A 16,453-nucleotide genomic window follows, 5' to 3' on the forward strand; every position below is an offset into this window, starting at 1 on the left:
CCGATCGCCGAGGAACCCGCCATGCCCAGATTCCCGATGCTCCTGCTCAGCGCCGCGCTGCTCGCCGCCGGCGCCCATGCCGCGCCCAGCGTCTACCCCACCGGAGTGACCCGCTACGACCCGCAGAAGGCCTTCAACCAGTACGTGATCTTCAGCGGCGCAGACCGCAAGACCCACCTGATCGACATGAACGGCAACGAGGTGAAGCGCTGGGACTACCCCGGCTTCCCCGCCGCCGTGATCGACCCGGCCCTGAACGGCGGCAAGCGCGGCCATGTGCTGCTGCAACTGGCCGACCTGGCCGCTCCGGACAAGCTGGCCTCGCCCGGCAACGGCCTGGCCAACCAGGCCCTCGGCGAGCTGGACTGGGATGGCAAGGAGGTCTGGCGCTGGGGTGACCAGGCGCCGGGCGGCGCCGCCCATCAGCACCACGACCAGCGCCGGCTGGCCAACGGCAACACCCTGCTGCTGGCGAACAAGGTCCACGCGGTGAAGGGCTTCGCCGTGCCCCGGGTAATCGATGACGTGATCTACGAGGTCACGCCGCAGGGCAAGCTGGCCTGGAGCTGGACCGCTTCGGAGCATCTCGACGAATTCGGATTCACCGCCGACCAGTTGAAGCGGGTACGGGCCAGCGAGAACCCCGACTACCTGCACATCAACAACCTCGCCCCGCTCGGCGAGAACCGCTGGCACGCTGCCGGCGACCGGCGCTTCGCCCCGGACAACCTGCTGCTCGACTCACGCAACGCCAACTTCATAGCGATCGTCGACAAGGCCAGCGGCAAGGTGGTCTGGCGCCTCGGCCCGAACCTTCCGCCGATCGACCCGAAGAGCGCCCGTAAGCTGCCGCGCCCGGTGGACCAGATCAGTGGCCAGCACGACGCCCACCTCATTCCCGAGGGCCTGCCGGGCGCCGGCAACCTGCTGGTGTTCGACAACCAGGGTGACGCCGGTTACCCCTCGGTACAGCGCGGGCTGGTCTCCGGCTCGCGGGTACTGGAAATCGACCCGCTGAAGAAGCAGATCGTCTGGCAATACACTGCCGAGGACTCGCAGCAGCCCGGCTGGGCCTTCTACAGCGCCTTCATCAGCAGCGCGCGGCGCCTGCCCAACGGCAATACGCTGATCGACGAAGGGCAGAACGGACGCTTCTTCCAGGTAACGCCCGGCGGCGAGATCGTCTGGGAGTACGTCAGCCCCTACTTCGGCAAGGCGCCGCGCGGCGACGCCCGGAGCAACTGGGTCTACCGCGCGCTGCCGGTGGCCTACGACTGGGTGCCCGAAGGTACGCCGCGCGAGGAGAAGGCGGTGAACCTGGCGGTTCCCGGCGCCACGCCGCAGGACACGGCGCAGCGTTGAAGCGGATGGCGGCGGATAGAGCCACGGCCCGCTACCCGCCCCTGCGGCCACCCGGCGCCACGCAGGGGAGCGAGGCTCGCGGGTGGTCCCCTGCACAGCCCCGCCGCTTCGGGCTAGGATGTGCCTTCGTTCCCCCGGTCGGCCCGCGCCCATGCCCAGAGCCAGCAAAGTCACCGATCCGTCCTACGAGCTGATGGACGATCACGAAGGCCATTCGCTGATCTACCGCCAGCACGGCTTCCCCAGCCCGCTGGTGCGCTGGCACTTCCACAAGGAATACGAGCTGCACCTGATCGTCGCCAGCTCCGGCAAGGTATTCATCGGCGACTACATCGGCAACTTCGCCCCCGACACCCTGTTCCTCACCGGTCCCAACCTGCCGCACAACTGGATCAGCCAGGTTGAGCCCGACGAGGTGGTGGCCCGGCGCGACATGCTGGTGAACTTCACCGACGAGGTGCTGGAGGACGGCAGCGGCGTATTCTCCGAGCTGAACCGCCTGGCCCCGCTGCTGGCGCGGGCGCGCTACGGCATCGAGTTCCGCGACCCGGCGCTGATCGGCGAAAGCCGGCGACTGTTGCAACGCATCGCCGACAGCGGCGGCATGACCCGCCTGGGATACTTTTTTATCCTCATGGAACAGCTCGCCGAATGCGAGGACTACCAGTTGCTCTCTACCGTCACTTCCTCGCAACTGGCCGACGAGCACAACGTCGAACGGATCAACCGGGCGGTGGACTACATCTTCCAGCACTACGCCCAGGACCTCACCCAGGAGCAGGTCGCCGCCCACCTGGGCATGACCCCCACCTACTTCTCGCGCTTCTTCAAGCAGGCCGCCGGGCGCGGCTTCGTCGAGTTCGTCAACCGCCTGCGCATCAGCAAGTCCTGCGAGCTGCTGGCCCGCAGCGAGCTGCCGGTGACCGAGGTGTGCTTCGAGTCGGGCTTCAGCAACCTGTCCAATTTCAACCGGCGCTTCCAGCAGCTCAAGGGCATGACGCCCACCGGCTACCGGCGCCTGGTGACCCAGCGGCTGACCGAGCAGAACCTGCTCTGAGCCTCCAGCGCCCCACCCCGGCGGTGCAAAAAAGTATCGGTCGAAGTGCAGTCGAGGCTTTGTCGGTTGCGTGACGCGCCTGTGTAATCGGCAGCGAGCGACACAAAAACAATAATGTCTTCCGCGCCGCCCGCCGGCCCGGAAGAGGAGTTCACCGATGAACGACTCGATCAAGGCCTGCCTGGCCGCCGCCTGCCTCGCCCTGCCGCTGCTGGCCCAGGGCGCCGAGACCCTGACCATCGCCACGGTCAACAACAACGACATGATCCGCATGCAGCGCCTGTCCAAGGTGTTCGAGGAAAGCCACCCGGACATCTCGCTGAAATGGGTGGTGCTCGAAGAGAACGTCCTGCGCCAGCGCCTGACCACCGACATCGCCACCCAGGGCGGACAGTTCGACCTGCTCACCATCGGCATGTACGAAGCCGCGCTTTGGGGCGCCAAGGGCTGGCTGGAGCCGATGAGCGGGCTGCCCGCCGACTACGCCCTGGACGACCTGTTGCCCTCGGTGCGCGACGGTCTCTCCGTCAAGGGCACGCTGTACGCCCTGCCGTTCTACGCCGAAGCCTCGATCACCTACTACCGCAAGGACCTGTTCCAGCAGGCCGGGCTGCGGATGCCCGAGCAGCCGACCTGGACCCAGCTCGGCGAATTCGCCGCCAGGCTCAACCGCCCGGACCAGGGCCAATACGGCATCTGCCTGCGCGGCAAGGCCGGCTGGGGCGAGAACATGGCGTTGATCGGCACCCTGGCCAACGCCTTCGGCGCACGCTGGTTCGACGAGCGATGGCAGCCCGAATTCAGCGGCGGCGAATGGAAGAAGGCTCTCGACTTCTATGTCTCCACCCTCAAGCGGTACGGCCCGCCCGGCGCCTCCAGCAACGGATTCAACGAGAACCTGGCGCTGTTCAACAGCGGCAAGTGCGCGATCTGGGTGGACGCCAGCGTCGCCGGTTCGTTCGTCACCGACAAGAGCCAGAGCAAGGTCGCCGACGCCACCGGCTTCGCCTTCGCCCCCCGGGAAGTCACCGACAAGGGCGCCTCCTGGCTGTATTCCTGGGCCCTGGCGATTCCCGCCAGCTCGCGCGCCAAGGACGCGGCGAAGGCCTTCGCCACCTGGGCCACCTCGCAGGCGTACGGCAAGCTGGTGGCGGACAGGGAAGGCGTAGCCAACGTGCCGCCCGGCACCCGCGCCTCGACCTACAGCGAGGCCTACCTGGCCGCCGCGCCGTTCGCGCGGGTCACCCTGGAATCGCTGAAGCGCGTCGATCCCAACCATCCGACGCTGAAGCCGGTGCCCTATGTCGGCATCCAGTTGGTCACCATCCCCGAGTTCCAGGCCATCGGCACCCTGGTCGGCAAGCTGTTCTCCGCCGCCCTCACCGGGCAGATGAGCAGCGACCAGGCGCTCGCCGCCGCGCAGCAGAGCACCGCCCGCGAGATGAAGCGCGCCGGCTATCCGAAGTAGTCCGCCGCCGGGCGCAGCCGCGCCCGGCGCGGCGCTGCTCGAGCGCTTGTCCTTGAAGATCCAGACGGAGTCGCCATGAACACCTCGGCCCTCGATACCCCGCTCCCGGCCCGTCCCGCCCGCCGCCGTCTCCAGCGCCGCCGGCGCGGCCCTGGCTGGCTCCTGGTCAGCCCCTCGGTGGCGCTGCTGCTGTTGTGGATGATCGTGCCCCTGGGCATGACCCTGTATTTCTCGCTGATCCGCTACAACCTGCTGTATCCCGGCGAGAATACCTTCGTCGGCCTGGAGAACTTCACCTTCTTCGTCACCGACGCCGGCTTCCTGCCCGGCGCGCTGAACACCCTGCTGCTGGTGGGCAGCGTGCTGGCGATCAGCGTGGCGTTCGGCGTGCTCATCGCCGCGCTGCTGGAGGCCGGCGAATTCTTCGGCCGCAGCGCGGTGCGGGTGTTGCTGATCTCGCCGTTCTTCATCATGCCGACGGTGAGCGCGCTGCTCTGGAAGAACCTGATCTTCCACCCGGTCTCGGGCATCCTCGCCGCCGTCTGGCGCCTGTTCGGCGCCGAGCCGGTGGATTGGCTGGCGCACTATCCGCTGCTGTCGATCATCCTCATCGTCTCCTGGCAATGGCTGCCCTTCGCCATCCTGATCCTGATGACCGCCATGCAGTCCCTCGACCAGGAGCAGAAGGAGGCTGCCCGCCTCGACGGCGCCGGTCCGCTGGCGATCTTCTGGCACCTGACCCTGCCGCACCTGGCGCGGCCCATCGCGGTGGTGCTGATGATCGAGACGATCTTCCTGCTCTCGGTGTTCGCCGAGATCTTCACCACCACCAGCGGCGGCCCCGGCTACGAATCGACCAACCTCGCCTACCTGATCTACAACCAGGCGCTGCTGCAGTTCGATGTCGGCATGGCCTCGGCCGGGGGCCTGATCGCGGTGCTGATCGCCAATATCGCCGCCATCGTGCTGGTGCGGATGATCGGCAAGAACCTTACCGAGCGCAGCTGAGGAACCCGCCATGCTGACACTCAAGCAATCCCGCCGCCTGCGCAATGCCCTGCTCGGCCTGCTCTGCTGGGGCATCGCCCTGCTGCTGTTCTTCCCGATCTTCTGGATGCTGCTGACCAGCTTCAAGAGCGAGATCGACGCCTTCGCCACGCCGCCGCAGTTCATCTTCCAGCCGACCCTGGAGAACTACCTGCACATCAACGAGCGCAGCGACTACTTCGCCTACGCCTGGAACTCGCTGCTGATCTCCTCCTCGGCGACTCTCCTGTGCATGCTCGTCGCGGTGCCGGCGGCCTACTCCATGGCCTTCTTCGAGACCCGCCACACCAGGCGCACGCTGCTCTGGATGCTGTCGACCAAGATGCTTCCGCCGGTCGGCGTACTGATGCCGATCTACCTGCTGGCCAAGCAGTTCGGCCTGCTCGATTCGCGGCTGGCGCTGATCATCGTCTACACCCTGATCAACCTGCCGATCGTGGTCTGGATGGTGTACACCTACTTCAAGGACATCCCCGTGGACATCCTCGAAGCAGCGCGCCTGGACGGCGCCGGCACCTGGCAGGAGATCGTCCGCGTACTGCTGCCGATCGCCCGCGGCGGGCTCGCCTCGACCCTGCTGCTGTCGCTGATCCTGTGTTGGAACGAGGCCTTCTGGTCGCTCAACCTGACCTCCTCGGCCGCCGCCCCGCTGACCGCCCTGGTCGCCTCCTATTCCAGCCCCGAAGGACTGTTCTGGGCCAAGCTCTCGGCCGTCTCCACCCTCGCCTGCGCGCCGATCCTGGTCTTCGGCTGGATCAGCCAGAAGCAGCTGGTACGCGGCCTTTCCTTCGGCGCCGTGAAATGAAGCGCATCCCCATCCTTTCGTCCACGGAGGTATTCCGCCATGGCTGATCTCAAGATCCGCAACCTGCAGAAAGGCTTCGACGGCCAGGCCATCATCAAGGGCATCGACCTCGACGTCCGCGACCGCGAGTTCGTAGTCTTCGTCGGCCCCTCCGGCTGCGGCAAGTCGACCCTGCTGCGCCTGATCGCCGGCCTCGAAGAGGCCAGCGGCGGCAGCATCGCCCTCGACGGCACGGACATCACCGACACCCCGCCGGCGAAACGCGACCTGGCGATGGTCTTCCAGACCTACGCGCTGTACCCGCACATGACGGTGCGCAGGAACCTCTCCTTCGCCCTCGACCTGGCCGGCGTCGACAAGCGCGAGGTCGCCGCCAAGGTCGACGCCGCCGCACGCATCCTCGAACTGCAAGCGCTGCTGGAGCGCAAGCCGCGCCAGCTCTCCGGCGGCCAACGGCAGCGGGTGGCGATCGGCCGGGCGATCGTGCGCAACCCGAAGATATTCCTCTTCGACGAACCGCTGTCCAACCTCGACGCCGCCCTGCGCGTGCAGATGCGCCTGGAACTGGCGCGGCTGCACCAGGAACTGGCGGCGACCATGATCTACGTGACCCACGACCAGGTCGAGGCGATGACCCTGGCGGACAAGGTCGTGGTGCTCAACGGCGGGCGCGTCGAGCAGGTCGGCTCGCCGCTGGAGCTTTACCACCATCCGGCCAACCTGTTCGTCGCCGGCTTCCTCGGCACGCCGAAGATGGGCTTCCTGCGCGGCCATCTCAGCCGCAACCAGGGCGAGCGCTGCGAGGTCGCCCTCGAATGCGGCGCGCGCGTCGGCCTGCCGCTATGCGCCGGCGAGCTGGCAACCGGCAGCCCGGTGACCCTCGGCATCCGCCCGGAACACCTGAACATCGCCCGCCCGGGCCATGCCTTCCAGGGCCTGCTGCGGGTCGCCGCCGACGTCAGCGAGCGCCTGGGCAGCGACAGCTTCTGCCATGTCCGCGCCGACTCGGGGGAAATGCTCACCCTGCGCGTGCGCGGCGATTTCGCACCGGACTACGGCGCCCCCCTGGAGCTGGGCTTCGATCCGGAGCACTGCCACCTGTTCGACAGCAACGGCCAGGCCCTCGACAAACGACTGCAACAGGCGGCCTGAAGCCGCCAGCGGGAACCCACCGATGAAACTCAACCGGCAGCACCTCCCCCTGCTGGCGACCGCTGTCGCCCGCCCGTCCTACGACCCCGCGCAACTGCGCCAGGGCATCGTCCACATCGGCGTCGGCGGCTTCCACCGCGCGCACCAGGCGGCCTACACCGACGCCCTGATGAACCGCGGCGAAGCCCTCGACTGGGCGATCTGCGGCGCCGGCCTGCGCAGCGACGACCGCGCCATGCACGACGCCCTGGCCGCCCAGGACTACCTCTACACCCTCTACGAGCTGGGCGACCAACCGGACACCGAGGTCCGCGTGATCGGCGCCATCAGCGGCATGCTGCTCGCCGAGGACGGCGCCGAGGCGCTGCTGGAAAAACTTGCCGAGCCGGCCATCCGCATCGTCTCGCTGACCATCACCGAAGGCGGCTACTGCATCGACGATGGCAGCGGCGAGTTCCTCGCCGAGTTGCCGCTGGTGCGCCACGACCTGGCCAACCCGCGGACCCCGCGCGGGGTCTTCGGCTTTCTCTGCGAGGCTCTGCGGCGGCGCCGCGACACAGGCGTGCCGGCGTTCACCGTGATGTCCTGCGACAACCTCCCGCATAACGGCGAGGTGGCGCGCAAGGCGCTGCTGGCCTTCGCCGAACGGCTCGACCCGGGGCTGGCGCGCTGGATCGCGACGCACGTCAGCTTTCCCAACGCCATGGTCGACCGCATCACCCCGATGACCAGCCCCGCCCACCGCCGCCAACTGGCCCAACGGCACGACGTGGAAGACGCCTGGCCGGTGGTCTGCGAACCCTTCGTGCAATGGGTGCTGGAAGATCGTTTCAGCGCTGGGCGCCCGGCCTGGGAAAAGGTCGGCGTGCAGTTCACCGACGACGTCACGCCCTACGAGGAGATGAAGATCGGCCTGCTCAACGGCAGCCACCTGGCGCTCACCTACCTGGGCTTCCTGCGCGGCTACCGCTTCGTCCACGAGACCCTCGGCGACCCGCTGCTGCGCCGCTACGTGCGGGCCTTCATGGACCGCGACGTGGCCCCGCTGCTGGCACCGGTACCGGGGATCGACCTGGAACGCTACAAGGACAGCCTGGTCGAGCGCTTCGCCAACCGCGCCATCGCCGACCAACTGGAACGGGTCTGCTCGGACGGCTCGTCGAAGTTTCCCAAGTTCATCGTCCCCACCGCCAATCGGCTGATCGCCGCCGGCCGGCCGCTGGAACGGGTGGCCCTGGTGGTGGCGGCCTGGGCGCTGTACCTGGGCGGGGTCGACGAGCATGGCGAACGCTACCCGATTCCCGATCCGCGCGCCGCCGAATGCCAGGCGCTGGTTGCCGAACGCCACGGCCTGGGCCGGCGCCTGCTCGGCGTGGAGACCGTGTTCGGCCCGGCGATCCCGGCCTCGGCGGCCTTCGTCGAGGCCTTCGAGCGGCTCTACGACAGCCTGCGCCGACACGGCGTCAGCGAAACCCTGCGCCAGGTACTCGGCGAATGACTCCGAAGGGCCGCATGCACGGATTGTTCCTCGGCATCGATTGCGGCACCCAGGGTAGCAAGGCGCTGCTGCTCGACGCCGGCAGCGGCCGCACGCTGGGCCTGGGCAGCGCCGCGCAGCGCCCGCCGGAAGGCCGCGACGGACGCCGCGAGCAGGACCCGGCGGACTGGCTGGAAGCCATGGCCAGCGCGGTACGCATGGCCCTGGAAGAAGCCGCGGTGGACGGCCGCGAGGTCCGCGCCCTGGCGGTTTCCGCCCAGCAGCATGGGCTGCTCTTGCTCGACGCCGAGGGCCGGGCGCTACGCCCGGCCAAGCTCTGGTGCGACACCGAGAGCGCGGCGGAGAACCGCGAGCTGCTGGAAGCCCTCGGCGGCCCGGCCGGCTCGCTGGAACGCCTGGGACTGGTGCTCGCGCCGGGCTACACGCTGTCCAAGCTGCTCTGGAGCAGGCGCCGCTTTCCCGAGCTGTTCGCCCGCGTCGCGCACATCCTCCTACCCCACGACTACCTCAACCACTGGCTCACCGGCCGCGTCTGCAGCGAAGCGGGCGACGCCTCCGGCAGCGGCTACTTCGACGTGCGCCGGCGCACCTGGGCCAGCGACGTGCTGGAGCTGGTCGAGCCGGGCGGACGCCTGGCGGCGGCGCTGCCGGAGCTGATCGAGCCCGGCGCCTGCATCGGCAACCTGCGCCCCGAAGCGGCCGCCGCCCTCGGCCTGGCTCCCCACACGCGGGTCGCCTGCGGCGGCGGCGACAACATGCTCGCCGCCATCGGCACCGGCAACATCCGCCCCGGCCTGCTCACCGCCAGCCTGGGCACCTCCGGCACCCTGAGCGCCTATGCCGAGCGGCCGCTGGTCAGTCCGCACGGCGAGCTGGCGACCTTCTGCGCCTCGTCCGGCGGTTGGCTGCCGCTGGCCTGCACGATGAACCTCACCGGCGCCTGCGGCCTGGTACAGGACCTGCTGCACCTCGACCTCGACGAATTCTCCCGGCTGGCCGCCCAGGCGCCGGTCGGCGCCGAGGGTCTGCTGATGCTGCCGTTCTTCGACGGCGAGCGGGTTCCGGCGCTACCGCACGCCAGCGCCAGCCTGCATGGCATGACCGCGGCCAACCTGAGCCGCGCCAATCTTTGCCGGGCGGTGCTCGAAGGCACCGCCTTCGGCCTGCGCTACGGCCTCGACCTGCTGCGCGCCAGCGGCCTGCCGGGCGAGGAAATCCGCCTGGTCGGCGGCGCGGCGAAGAACCCGCTGTGGCGGCGGACGCTCGCCGACCTGCTCGGCCTGCCGCTGGTCTGTCCGCGGCAGACCGAGGCCGCCGCCCTTGGCGCGGCGCTCCAGGCGGCCTGGAGCCTGGGCCGCGAAAGCGGCGCCGGTGAAAGCCTGGAAGCCCTGTGCCGGCGCTGCGTGGCGCTCGACGAGTCGACCCGCACCCAGCCCCAGGCGCGACAACAGGCGGCCTACGAACAGGCCTACCGGCGTTACCTGGAGCACCTGCCTCCGCGATAATGGTCGCTTTCCTTCCTCTTCTGGCGTTTTGGAGATCTGCATGTACCTGGTGTGTGGCGAGGCCCTTTTCGATGTCTTCAGCCTGGAAAGCGCTGCGCGCAGCAACGAGCTGGGCTTCACCGCGATCGCCGGCGGCTCGCCGTTCAACGTCGCCGTCGGCCTGCGCCGGCTGGGCGTGGAGGCGGCGCTGTTCGGCGGGCTGTCCAGCGACTACCTGGGCACGCGGCTGCGCCGGGTGCTCGAAGAAGAAGGCGTGGACTGCGGCTTCCTGGTGCCCAGCGACGCCCCGACCACCCTGGCGATGGTCGGCCTCGATGCCAGCGGCTCGGCGCAATACCAGTTCCGCGGCGACGGCTGCGCCGACCGCCAGGTGCGCCTGGAACACCTGCCGACGCTGGATGGGCGGATACGCGGTTTGCACGTCGGCTCCTATACCCTGGTGGTGACACCGGTGGCCGACACCCTGCTGGCGCTGGTCCGGCGCGAGAGCGGCCGGCGCCTGGTCAGCCTGGATCCCAACGTGCGCCTCGACCCGCAGCCGGACATCGACCTCTGGCGGCGCCGGGTCGAGGCCTTCGCCAGTCATGCGCACCTGATCAAGGCCAGCGAGGAAGACCTGGCCCTGCTCTACCCCGGCCGCGACCCCGGCGAGGTGGCCCGCGGCTGGCTGAACCCGCGCTGCCGGCTGGTCTTCGTCACCCACGGCGGGGCCGGCGCCAGCGTGCACTGCACCCACGGCAGCTGGAGTCGCCCGGCGGATACCGCCCTGCCACTGCGCGATACGGTCGGCGCCGGCGATACCTTCCAGGCGGCGACCCTCGCCTACCTCCGCCGCCTCGACGCCGACAGCCCGGCCGGGCTAGCCGCGCTGTCGCGGGAAGCGATCGACGCGATGCTCGCCTTCGCCATCCGCGCGGCGGCGGTCACCTGCTCGCGGGTGGGGCCGGACCTGCCGTTCGCCCACGAGCTTTGAGGCCGGCCGTGCGGAGGGTCAGGCCGAGGGCTGCCGCCCGGTCTAGCGCCCCGGCCGCGCCAGCCACTCCCGGCCCTTGAGCATGGCGTTCCAGTACACCCAGGGCAGTACGTGGCGCTTGAGCAGCCAGGCGAAGCGGCTGGCCGCGGTGGGCTCCAGCGGGAAGGTCGGCAGCAGCTTGCCGGCATAGCCGAACTCCGCCAGCACCACCCGGCCGCGCTCGACGGTCAGCGGACAACCGCCGTAGCCGTCGTAGCGCAGCGGCAGGCCACGGCCGCTGCGCAGGCCGAGAAGGTTCTCGGCCACCACCACGATCTGCTTGCGCGCCGCCGCCGCGGTCTTCGCGTTGGCGGTGCCGCAGACATCGCCGAGGGCGAAGATCTCGCCATGGCGGACATGTTGCAGGGTCGCCGGGTCGACTTCGCACCAGCCGGCCGCGTCGCCCAGGCCGCTGGCGGCGACGAAGGTCGGCGGCAGCTGCGGCGGCACCACGTGCAGCAGGTCGAAGTCCTTTTCCGCCAGATTGGTGTTGCCGTCGGCGTCCTTCACCTCGAACCAGGCCTTGCGCGCCGCGCCGTCGACCTTCACCAGGTTGGAATTGAACGCCAGCTCGGCCGAATACTTGCGCACGTACTCCATCAGCGGCGGAACGAAATCGGCGACACCGAACAACGCCGCGCCGGCCAGGTCGAACTCGACCTCGATGTCCTGCAGCACGCCCTCCCGCAGCCAGTGGTCGCAGGACAGGTACATGGCTTTCTGCGGCGCCCCGGCGCACTTGATCGGCATCGCCGGCTGGGTGAACAGCGCCTTGCCGCCGCGCAGGCCGCGCACCAGCTCCCAGGTGTAGGGCGCCAGGTCGTAGCGGTAGTTGGAGGTGACGCCGTTGCGCCCCAGGGTCTCCTCCAGGCCCTCGATGCGCTCCCAGGCCAGGCGCAGGCCGGGGCAGACGATCAGGTTGCGGTATTCCAGGCTGTCGCCGCCCTCCAGCAACAGTCGGCGCGCCTCGGGGTCGACCCGCTCGACGCGGGTGCGCAACCACTCCACGCCGGGCGGGACCAGCCCGGCCATCGGCCGCGCGGTGTCGCCCTGTGCGTAGGCGCCGCCACCGACCAGGGTCCAGCCCGGTTGGTAGTAGTGGGTGTCCGCCGGCTCGATCAGGCTGATACGCAACCCCGGCGAACGTTTCAGCAGGCTGGCGATCACGCCGATGCCGGCCGCGCCGCCGCCGATCACGGCGATGTCGGTGGTGAGTTCTGAAGCGTTAGCGCTCTGCATGGGAGTTCCTTCGACGATCCGAGTGGGTGGACGCGCGCCAGGCCGCCGCGCGCGAAACCCTATCACCCTAGCAGCACGGCGCCGGCGCGCGGCATCCGGCTGTAATCCGCCGGTAACTGTTGCCCTGGCAACAGCGGAGCAACAGGCAGCGCCCGCGGACCAGCAGAAACTGTTGGAGAAAACCTCCAAATCTTTGATTTTTCTATGGATTAGCAAACGGCACGGCTTGTGCAAACAGACCCGGCAGAGGCTTGGCAATCGCGCCAGCCACCTATCCGAACTGCCAGAGGTGCCCAGCGAGCATGTCGTTACCGCCTGTTTCCCCTCCCTCCTCCAGGCGTTCCACCCGCACCACCGAACCCGCGAGCCGCGCCACACCGATGCCGCTGGCGGAACCACCACGCTGCAAGGCTGAACCATGACCGACGAAACCGCACCCGAGGATCTTCGTGACCAGGCGCCCCGGCTACTCCCGGCACGCCTCATCGAGAACGACGCCCAGGCGTTGCAGGCCGCCCACGAGGTAGCCGGACTGGCCCGTCGCGAAGCGGCGCTACGCGACCGCGAACGACGCCTGCCCTGGCAGGAACTGGAACTCTTCACCCGCCTCGGCCTGGGCGGCATCGGCATTCCCCGCGCCCATGGCGGCGCGCAGGTTTCCCATGTGACCCTGGCCGAGGTGTTCCGTGTCATCTGTGCCGCCGACCCGGCCCTCGGACAGATTCCGCAGAACCAGTTCGGCCTGCTCAGCGTGATCGACAACGTCGCCAGCCCGGCGCAGAAACGCAAGCTGTTCCGTGGCATCCTCGACGGCCGCCGGCTGGCCAACGCCGGCCCGGAGCGCAATACCCGCCACACCCTGGAGCTGAAGGCGCGGGTCCGTCGCGACGGCGACGGCTACCGGGTCAGCGGCGAGAAGTTCTACTCCACCGGCGCCTTGTTCGCCCACTGGGTGGCGGTCAAGGCCATCGACGAGGAAGAGCGCGCGGTGATGCTCTTCGTCGAGCGCGGCGCTCCTGGCCTGCGCATCGTCGACGACTGGTCCGGCTTCGGCCAGCGCACCACCGCCAGCGGCACGGTACTGCTGGACGAGGTTCCGGTAGCCGGCGACATGCTGATCCACAACGGCCTGCTGGCCGAGATCCCGAGCCTCCAGGGCGCCGTCTCGCAACTGATCCAGGCCGCCATCGACGCCGGCATCGCCCAGGCGGCGCTGGACGACGCCCAGGCTTTCGTCCGCGAACGCAGCCGGCCCTGGATCGACGCCCAGGTCGAACGCGCCAGCGATGAGCTCTACAGCATCGCCGAGGTCGGCCGCCTGCAAATCGAGCTGCACGCCGCCAACGCCCTGCTGGAGAAGGCCGGCCAGGTCCTCGACGAAGTGGCCGCGCGGCCGGTGGACGCCGAGTCGGCGGCACGCGCCTCGATCGCCGTGGCCGAGGCCAAGGTGCTGAGCACCGAGATCAGCCTGGCCGCCAGCGAGAAGCTCTTCGAGCTGGCCGGCAGCCGTGCCACGCTCGCCGAGTTCAACCTCGACCGGCACTGGCGCAACGCCCGCACCCATACCCTGCACGACCCGGTGCGCTGGAAAGTCCACGCGGTCGGCGACTACTACCTGAACGGCGCCCGTCCGGCGCGTCACTCATGGATCTGAGGAGCGCCCGATGAGCCTCGCACACGCTACGCGCGACAATCCCACGGCCGCTGCCCATCGCATCGGCAGCGACGACGAAGCCCTGGAAACGGCCCGCGAGCTGGCCGCCCTGTTCGCCCGCGAAAGCATCCAGCGCGACCGCGAGCGGCGCCTGCCGCTGGAAGAACTGGAACTGTTCTCCCGCTCCGGCCTGTGGGGCATCGCGGTGCCCCGCGAATACGGCGGGGCCGGCGTCTCGCGGGTGACCCTGGCGAAGGTGGTGGCGATCGTCAGCGCCGCCGACAGTTCCCTGGGGCAGATTCCGCAGAACCATTTCTACGCCCTCGAAGTGCTGCGGGTGAACGGCTCGCCGGCGCAGAAAGGTCGCCTGTTCGGCGCCGCCCTGGCCGGCGAGCGTTTCGGCAACGCCCTGGCCGAGATCGGCACGCGTACCGCCAGCGAGCGCCGTACCCGCCTGCGCGCCGACGGCGACGGCTACCGCCTGGACGGGCGCAAGTTCTACTGCACCGGCGCACTCTACGCGCAGCGGGTGCCGACCCTGGCGGTGGACGACGAGGGCCGCCAGCAACTGGCCTTCGTCCCGCGCGACAGCGCCGGGCTGGAAATCGTCGACGACTGGTCCGGCTTCGGTCAACGCACCACCGGCAGCGGTTCGGCGCTGTTCGACCGGGTAGCGGTGGCCGCCGAGGACGTGGTCTCGTTCCAGGACGCCTTCGAGCGCCCGACCACCGTCGGCCCGCTGGCACAGATCCTCCACGCGGCGATCGACGCCGGGATCGCCCGCGGCGCCTTCGAGGACACCCTGCGTTTCGTCCGCGAGCGCGCCCGGCCCTGGGTCGACTCCGGCGTCGACAAGGCCAGCGACGACCCACTGACCATCCATGAGATCGGCCGCCTGGCGATCCGCCTGCACGCCGCCGAAGCGCTGCTGGAGCGTGCCGGGCGGGTGCTCGACCGGGCCACCGCCGAGCCGGACGCGGAAAGCGTGGCGGCCGCCTCGATCGCCGTCGCCGAAGCCCGCGTGCTGACCACCGAGGTCGCCCTGCTGGCCGGCAGCAAGCTGATCGAGCTTGGCGGCAGCCGCGCCTGTCTCGCCGAACTCGGTCTCGACCGCCACTGGCGCAACGCCCGCGTACACACCCTGCACGACCCGGTGCGCTGGAAGTACCACGCGGTCGGCGACTACTACCTCAACGGCCGCCTGCCGCCACGCCGCGGCACGCTCTGAACGCCGAAGGAACCGCCATGAGCAAGAAGCAGATTCTCCTAAACGCCTTCAGCATGAATTGCGTCGGCCATATCAACCACGGCCTCTGGACCCACCCGCGCGACCGCTCCAGCGACTACCGCAAACTGCGCCACTGGACCGAGTTGGCCCGGCTGCTGGAGCGCGGCCTGTTCGACGGCCTGTTCATCGCCGATATCCTCGGCGTCTACGACGTCTACCAGGGCGGCATCGAGGTGACCGCCCGCGAAGCCGTCCAGTTGCCGGTGAACGACCCGCTGATGCTGGTCTCGGCCATGGCCGGGGTCACCGAGCACCTGGGTTTCGGCGTCACCGCCAACCTCACCTACGAGGCGCCCTACCCGTTCGCCCGGCGGCTCTCGACCCTCGACCATTTGAGCGACGGGCGGATCGGCTGGAACATCGTCACCGGCTACCTGGAAAGCGCGGCCCAGGCCATGGGCCAGTCCGCGCAGATCGAGCACGACCGCCGCTACGACCGCGCCGACGAGTACCTGGAGGTCCTCTACAAGCTCTGGGAGGGCAGCTGGGAAGACGACGCGGTGCTCGCCGACCGCCAGCGACGGGTCTACGCGCGGCCGGAGAAGATCCACAAGATCCGCCACCATGGCGAGTTCTACCAGGTCGAGGGCTACCACCTCGCCGAGCCCTCGCCACAGCGCACCCCGGTGCTGTTCCAGGCCGGCTCCTCGGAGCGTGGCCTGGCCTTCGCCGCGCGCCACGCCGAATGCGTGTTCGTCTCCGGACAGACCCGCGAGGCCACCCGCCAACTGGTGCAGCGCATCCGCGCGGCGGTGGTCGGCGCCGGCCGTCGCGCCGAGGACATCAGGATCTTCATGGGCATCAACGTGATCGTCGCAGCCACCGCGGCCGAGGCCCGCGACAAGCATGCCGAGTACCGCCGCTACGCCAGCCCCGAGGCCGGCCTGGCGCACTTCGCCAGCTCCAGCGGCATCGACCTGTCGCGCTACGGACTCGACGAGCCGATCCGCTACGAGAAGAACAACGCCATCGAGTCGGTGGTGAAGAACCTCACCGTGGCGCGCACCGACTCCACCGTGCGCAAGCTCCTCGACCAGTTGGCCCTGGGCGGCCGCTACGTGACCCTGGTAGGCGACCCGCGCCAGGTCGCCGACGACCTCGAAGGCTGGATCGCCGATACCGGCCTGGACGGCTTCAACCTGACCCGCACCGTGGAGCCGGAGAGCTACGCCGACTTCATCGACCTGGTGGTGCCCGAGTTGCAGGCACGCGGTAGCTACAAGACCGCCTACGCACCCGGCACCCTGCGGGAGAAGCTCTTCGGCGGCGGCCGCGCGCGCCTGCAGGCGGAACACGCCGGCGCCGCCTTCCGCCAGCCCCCGGCCGCGCGCCAGCGCCAGGCCTGACCCCACTTTCCCTTTCGTTC

Annotated in this window: 13 protein-coding genes; 12 read left to right on the plus strand and 1 reads right to left on the minus strand. The window is 69.4% G+C overall.

The annotated features are described in order from the left end of the window. The first annotated feature begins 21 nt into the window (after positions 1-21). The 9 genes from HMPREF3014_RS32385 (at position 22) to HMPREF3014_RS32425 (ending at position 10,867) form a co-directional block, all read left to right on the plus strand. On the plus strand, positions 22-1,362 hold the full coding sequence (locus tag HMPREF3014_RS32385; protein WP_023086228.1) for an aryl-sulfate sulfotransferase: 1,341 nt from the start codon (positions 22-24) through the stop codon (positions 1,360-1,362). 151 nt (positions 1,363-1,513) lie between these two features. Beyond that, entirely contained in the window at positions 1,514-2,419 is a 906-nt protein-coding gene (locus tag HMPREF3014_RS32390; protein WP_003089438.1) for an AraC family transcriptional regulator, read from the plus strand. A 157-nt stretch (positions 2,420-2,576) separates the two neighbouring features. Beyond that, positions 2,577-3,887: an ABC transporter substrate-binding protein gene (locus HMPREF3014_RS32395; RefSeq protein WP_023087501.1), complete on the plus strand. Its 1,311-nt coding sequence runs from the start codon at positions 2,577-2,579 to the stop codon at positions 3,885-3,887. A 75-nt stretch (positions 3,888-3,962) separates the two neighbouring features. Beyond that, a complete protein-coding gene (locus HMPREF3014_RS32400; protein WP_023087500.1) occupies positions 3,963-4,895 on the plus strand; it encodes a carbohydrate ABC transporter permease in 933 nt (310 codons plus the stop codon). A 10-nt stretch (positions 4,896-4,905) separates the two neighbouring features. Beyond that, positions 4,906-5,739 carry a carbohydrate ABC transporter permease gene (locus HMPREF3014_RS32405; RefSeq protein WP_023087499.1) on the plus strand — a complete coding sequence of 278 codons (834 nt, stop codon included), beginning with the start codon at positions 4,906-4,908 and terminating at the stop codon, positions 5,737-5,739. Between the two features lie 39 nt (positions 5,740-5,778). Continuing rightward, positions 5,779-6,891 (plus strand): ABC transporter ATP-binding protein, encoded by a 1,113-nt coding sequence (locus HMPREF3014_RS32410; RefSeq protein WP_003115000.1) that lies wholly within the window; start codon positions 5,779-5,781, stop codon positions 6,889-6,891. 22 nt (positions 6,892-6,913) lie between these two features. Then, positions 6,914-8,389, plus strand: a complete 1,476-nt coding sequence (locus HMPREF3014_RS32415; protein ID WP_003105368.1) for a mannitol dehydrogenase family protein — start codon at positions 6,914-6,916, stop codon at positions 8,387-8,389. Further along, positions 8,386-9,894 (plus strand): xylulokinase, encoded by a 1,509-nt coding sequence (gene xylB, locus HMPREF3014_RS32420; protein WP_023087498.1) that lies wholly within the window; start codon positions 8,386-8,388, stop codon positions 9,892-9,894. Before HMPREF3014_RS32415 ends, xylB begins: the two co-directional genes overlap by 4 nt. A gap of 40 nt (positions 9,895-9,934) precedes the next feature. Then, on the plus strand, positions 9,935-10,867 hold the full coding sequence (locus tag HMPREF3014_RS32425) for a carbohydrate kinase family protein (protein ID WP_003106865.1): 933 nt from the start codon (positions 9,935-9,937) through the stop codon (positions 10,865-10,867). Positions 10,868-10,909: 42 nt separating this feature from the next. On the opposite strand, the gene HMPREF3014_RS32430 is transcribed toward HMPREF3014_RS32425, so the two are convergent. Then, positions 10,910-12,145, minus strand: coding sequence for an NAD(P)/FAD-dependent oxidoreductase (locus HMPREF3014_RS32430; protein WP_003106867.1), 1,236 nt, complete (start codon positions 12,143-12,145; stop codon positions 10,910-10,912). A gap of 418 nt (positions 12,146-12,563) precedes the next feature. Between HMPREF3014_RS32430 and HMPREF3014_RS32435 the strand changes: the two genes are divergently transcribed. From HMPREF3014_RS32435 to HMPREF3014_RS32445, 3 genes are read left to right on the plus strand one after another with little or no spacing between them, the layout of a single operon-like run. Next, positions 12,564-13,799, plus strand: a complete 1,236-nt coding sequence (locus tag HMPREF3014_RS32435; RefSeq protein WP_023087497.1) for an SfnB family sulfur acquisition oxidoreductase — start codon at positions 12,564-12,566, stop codon at positions 13,797-13,799. Between the two features lie 10 nt (positions 13,800-13,809). Then, positions 13,810-15,027: an SfnB family sulfur acquisition oxidoreductase gene (locus tag HMPREF3014_RS32440; RefSeq protein ID WP_003117854.1), complete on the plus strand. Its 1,218-nt coding sequence runs from the start codon at positions 13,810-13,812 to the stop codon at positions 15,025-15,027. Between the two features lie 17 nt (positions 15,028-15,044). Further along, positions 15,045-16,433, plus strand: coding sequence for an LLM class flavin-dependent oxidoreductase (locus HMPREF3014_RS32445; protein ID WP_003450926.1), 1,389 nt, complete (start codon positions 15,045-15,047; stop codon positions 16,431-16,433). The last annotated feature ends 20 nt before the right edge of the window (positions 16,434-16,453 follow it).

The sequence above is a fragment of the Pseudomonas sp. HMSC065H01 genome, assembly GCF_001815235.1.
Classification (GTDB): Bacteria; Pseudomonadota; Gammaproteobacteria; order Pseudomonadales; family Pseudomonadaceae; genus Pseudomonas; species Pseudomonas aeruginosa.

What these genes read in the sequence shown, in the direction of transcription:
- HMPREF3014_RS32405 (WP_023087499.1), top strand. Translation starts at nt 4,906, where the DNA reads ATGCTGACACTCAAGCAATCCCGCCGCCTGCGCAATGCCCTGCTCGGC.
- HMPREF3014_RS32415 (WP_003105368.1), top strand. Translation starts at nt 6,914, where the DNA reads ATGAAACTCAACCGGCAGCACCTCCCCCTGCTGGCGACCGCTGTCGCC.
- xylB (WP_023087498.1), top strand. Translation starts at nt 8,386, where the DNA reads ATGACTCCGAAGGGCCGCATGCACGGATTGTTCCTCGGCATCGATTGC.
- HMPREF3014_RS32395 (WP_023087501.1), top strand. Translation starts at nt 2,577, where the DNA reads ATGAACGACTCGATCAAGGCCTGCCTGGCCGCCGCCTGCCTCGCCCTG.
- HMPREF3014_RS32440 (WP_003117854.1), top strand. Translation starts at nt 13,810, where the DNA reads ATGAGCCTCGCACACGCTACGCGCGACAATCCCACGGCCGCTGCCCAT.
- HMPREF3014_RS32385 (WP_023086228.1), top strand. Translation starts at nt 22, where the DNA reads ATGCCCAGATTCCCGATGCTCCTGCTCAGCGCCGCGCTGCTCGCCGCC.
- HMPREF3014_RS32390 (WP_003089438.1), top strand. Translation starts at nt 1,514, where the DNA reads ATGCCCAGAGCCAGCAAAGTCACCGATCCGTCCTACGAGCTGATGGAC.
- HMPREF3014_RS32445 (WP_003450926.1), top strand. Translation starts at nt 15,045, where the DNA reads ATGAGCAAGAAGCAGATTCTCCTAAACGCCTTCAGCATGAATTGCGTC.
- HMPREF3014_RS32430 (WP_003106867.1), bottom strand. Translation starts at nt 12,145, where the DNA reads ATGCAGAGCGCTAACGCTTCAGAACTCACCACCGACATCGCCGTGATC.
- HMPREF3014_RS32435 (WP_023087497.1), top strand. Translation starts at nt 12,564, where the DNA reads ATGACCGACGAAACCGCACCCGAGGATCTTCGTGACCAGGCGCCCCGG.
- HMPREF3014_RS32425 (WP_003106865.1), top strand. Translation starts at nt 9,935, where the DNA reads ATGTACCTGGTGTGTGGCGAGGCCCTTTTCGATGTCTTCAGCCTGGAA.
- HMPREF3014_RS32400 (WP_023087500.1), top strand. Translation starts at nt 3,963, where the DNA reads ATGAACACCTCGGCCCTCGATACCCCGCTCCCGGCCCGTCCCGCCCGC.
- HMPREF3014_RS32410 (WP_003115000.1), top strand. Translation starts at nt 5,779, where the DNA reads ATGGCTGATCTCAAGATCCGCAACCTGCAGAAAGGCTTCGACGGCCAG.